Below are 3,502 nucleotides of genomic sequence, written 5' to 3'. Positions count from 1 at the left end.
AGATTGAGGCTGGGATATTATATTATGTCCCAGCCTTAATTAATATTCTGGACCGATAAAATAAAATATCGACCCGAAAACAAGATTTCCAGGCCGATAAAAATAAATATCGACCCGAAAACGGTATTTACAGGCCGATAAAAATAAATATCGACCCGAAAATGGGATTTCCAGGCCGATAAATAAAAATATCGACCCGAAAACGGTATTTACAGTCCGATAAAATAAATTATCGGACTGTAAATGAACATCAATAGCACTCAAAATATGAAGAGCCTGGAATTTCACTCAGTTCCAGGCTCTTTCTATATTATTACAATTTAAAGAATGTATCTAATTCATCAATATTTAATATATTACCTACATAGAATGCTCCGAAGTCACCATATCTTGCTGATACTTCGTCGAAACGCATTTCATAGATTAATTTCTTGAATTGTAACATGTCATCACTGAATAATGTTACGCCCCATTCGTAATCGTCTAGTCCTACTGAACCTGTAATAAATTGTTTTACTTTACCTGCATAACTACGTCCGATTAAACCGTGTGAGCGCATTAAGCTACGTCTATGATCCATATCTAACATATACCAGTTGTCTTCGCCGTCACGTCTTTTATCCATTGGGTAGAAACATACGTATTCTGAACGTGGTACTTCTGGATATAATCTTGCTTTTACATGTGGGTTTTCGTATGGATCTTCGTTAGAGTCACCTGCAAGATAGTTTGAAAGTTCTACGATTGATACGTATGAATATGTTGGAATTAAGAAGTCACTGATATCTAACTTGTTAAATTCATTTTCTAAGGCGTTTAATTGTTTAACGTCTGGTCTTAAGAACCATAACATTAAATCTGCTTTTTGTCCTGTTATGTTATAGAAAGCATGAGAACCTTCTTTATTATTATGAACTGTTTCCAACGCTTCAAGGAAAGTCTTGAATTCGCTGATCATTGTGTTTCGATCTTCTTCAGGTACAGTTTTTAAGCTTGCCCAATCAATTGCATAAAATAAATGTAAGCTGTACCAACCATCTAATGTTTTTGCTGCTTCGTTCATTTTACTTTCGCTCCTTTTAGAAAAGATATCTTCATTACAAGTCTATCATACTAGATAAGGTTGAAAGGACTCAACTTTTTACATTGTTGTGAAAGAAAGAATACTTAAATGTATTAATTGATATTGATTATCGATTTCAATTATTGGATAATGAAAATAGATTTCCTTTTTAAAATAATTTTACAGGAGTATAAAGTTGTATAAATTAGAAAATGTTTCAAAAAAATATAATGACAATTTTGCTTTAAAAGATTTTTCTTTAACGATAGAACCAGGATCTGTTACAGGTATTGTCGGAAAAAGTGGTTCGGGAAAGTCGACGTTACTGAGATTACTGAATTTAATAGAACAACCAACAGAAGGGCGCATTGTTTTTGACGGGAAAGATACAGAAGCGTTATCAAAGCGTGTTGTAAGGAAGTATAAAGAAAAAATAGGCATGGTATTTCAAAATTATAATTTGTTGAATAACCTTAACGTTCAGCAAAATATCGCTTTGCCTTTAAAAATTATTAATCAGCAAGATAAAGCAAAAGTAGATGAATTAATAGGGTTTGTTGGGTTAAATGATAAAAAGGATTATTATCCAGCACAATTATCCGGTGGAGAGAAACAACGTGTTGCATTAGCAAGAGCGCTCGTGAGAAACCCGGATATTTTATTGTGTGATGAGGCGACAAGTAGTTTAGATGAACATAACACTGAAATCATCATTAAGATGTTGAAGAAAGTGAATAAAGCATATAATATTACGATTATTTTTGTGACGCATGAATTGAGCGTTGTTAAACAATTATGTGAAGAAGTATGTGTTATGGAGGACGGTCAATTGTTAGAGGTTATGGATAATAAAGTAGTAAGTGTAGAAAGAAATACGAATTCTTATTTAGAGAATGTTAGGCAGAGTTTAGAAGAATGACATTTTTAGAAAAGATAAATTACTACTTACCAGAATTGATTCAGTCCTTACAAGAAACGTGCATCATGTTAGGTTATTCCATGCTCATCACTTTGCTAGTTGGACTACCTCTAGGAATCGCATTATTTTTATCAAACCCGAGTATTAAAGCTTTAAATATCAATTATTATTGGTCATTTAATTTCTTAATTACATTTATACGTTCATTCCCGTACTTACTATTTGTAATCAGTTTAATCCCGCTTACACGTATGATTTTAGGGAGTGCGTTCGGTCCATACCCATCGATTATCCCTTTAAGTATTGTAGGTATCGCGATATTTTCAAGGTTGGTTGAGCAAGTATTATTAGATATTCCTGGTGATATTAAAGTCTTGGCAGAATCTCTAGGTGCGACAACATATAAATATATTTGGAATTTCATATTAGTTGAATCACGTAGCGGCATTATATTGGCATATACAACGACGACAGTAAGCATGGTGTCTTATTCAACAGTCATGGGTATTGTTGGCGGTGGTGGAATAGGTGATTTCGCAATCAGATACGGTTACCAAAGTTATGAAAATGAAATCATGTATTTCTCAATCATCATCATCATTATCAGTGTATTTATCATACAAATGTTAGGGAACTTTATAGCTCGAAAAATAGATAAAAGAAAGTAGTGTAGAAATGAAAAAAAGTTTATTTGTTATGTTATTAATGTTAAGCATTATCATCGCAGGCTGTGGCGCGAATAAAAAAGATAACGAAGACAAAGTCATTAAAGTAGCTTCTCAAGCACCACCAATGACAGACGTCGTTAAAGAAGCAGCAAAAGAAGCTAAAAAGGACGGCTGGGAAATTAAACTTGTCCAAGTGAATGACAACGTTGCTTATAACGATATGGTAAGTAGTAAAGAAGCGGATGCAAGCTTTGCACAGCATAAACCATTTATGGAAAAATACAACTCAGAACGAAAAGCAAATTTAGTAGCGATTCAACCGATTTATGATGCAAAAGTTGGTTTTTATTCTAAAAAATATAAAGACATCAATGACATTCCAAAAGGTACAAAAGTAGCGATACCAAATGATATTTCAAATGAAGGTAGAGCATTAGCGATTCTTGAAGAACAAGGTCTTATTAAATTGAAAGACGGCGTTGGTGTAAATGGAACTACGAAAGATATCGTCGAAAATCCTAAAGATTTCAAATGGTTGAAAGTAGACTTGCTGAACTTAGCAGAAACGTACAGTGAAAAAGATGTATCACTTGTCTATAACTATCCAACTTATATTTCTAAAATTGGCTTAAAACCTGCTGATGCACTGTTCTTAGAGAAAAACATTGATTCACGATTCTCAATTCAACTCGTTGCAAGAGAAGATAATAAAGACTCAGAAAAGATTAAAGAATTACATAAAGTTATGAAAAGTGATGCAGTTAAAAAATATCTAAAAGAAAAACATGAAGATACGTTAATTCCATCGTTTTAAAATAAAAATATGAGGTGTAGAAATGAAAAAATTATTAA

Annotated in this window: 4 protein-coding genes; 3 read left to right on the top strand and 1 reads right to left on the bottom strand. The window is 32.8% G+C overall.

Annotated elements, in window-relative coordinates:
* Window positions 1–313: 313 nt before the first annotated feature.
* Window positions 314–1,063: a hydrogen peroxide-dependent heme synthase gene (hemQ, locus tag CD035_RS06505; RefSeq protein ID WP_048541413.1), complete on the bottom strand. Its 750-nt coding sequence runs from the start codon at window positions 1,061–1,063 to the stop codon at window positions 314–316.
* A 196-nt stretch (window positions 1,064–1,259) separates the two neighbouring features.
* Between hemQ and CD035_RS06500 the strand changes: the two genes are divergently transcribed.
* The 3 genes from CD035_RS06500 to CD035_RS06490 are packed head-to-tail and all read left to right on the top strand — an operon-like array spanning window position 1,260 to window position 3,464.
* Window positions 1,260–1,982 carry an ATP-binding cassette domain-containing protein gene (locus CD035_RS06500; protein WP_048541415.1) on the top strand — a complete coding sequence of 241 codons (723 nt, stop codon included), beginning with the start codon at window positions 1,260–1,262 and terminating at the stop codon, window positions 1,980–1,982.
* Window positions 1,979–2,650: a methionine ABC transporter permease gene (locus CD035_RS06495; protein ID WP_048541417.1), complete on the top strand. Its 672-nt coding sequence runs from the start codon at window positions 1,979–1,981 to the stop codon at window positions 2,648–2,650. Before CD035_RS06500 ends, CD035_RS06495 begins: the two co-directional genes overlap by 4 nt.
* Window positions 2,651–2,657: 7 nt before the next feature.
* Window positions 2,658–3,464 (top strand): MetQ/NlpA family ABC transporter substrate-binding protein, encoded by an 807-nt coding sequence (locus tag CD035_RS06490; RefSeq protein ID WP_025904899.1) that lies wholly within the window; start codon window positions 2,658–2,660, stop codon window positions 3,462–3,464.
* Window positions 3,465–3,502 lie beyond the last annotated feature (38 nt).

The organism is Mammaliicoccus sciuri (assembly GCF_002901825.1).
Taxonomy (GTDB): Bacteria; Bacillota; Bacilli; order Staphylococcales; family Staphylococcaceae; genus Mammaliicoccus; species Mammaliicoccus sciuri.
The sequence above is the reverse complement of the archived record's forward strand: the minus strand, read 5'-3'. Positions and strand labels throughout refer to the sequence as shown.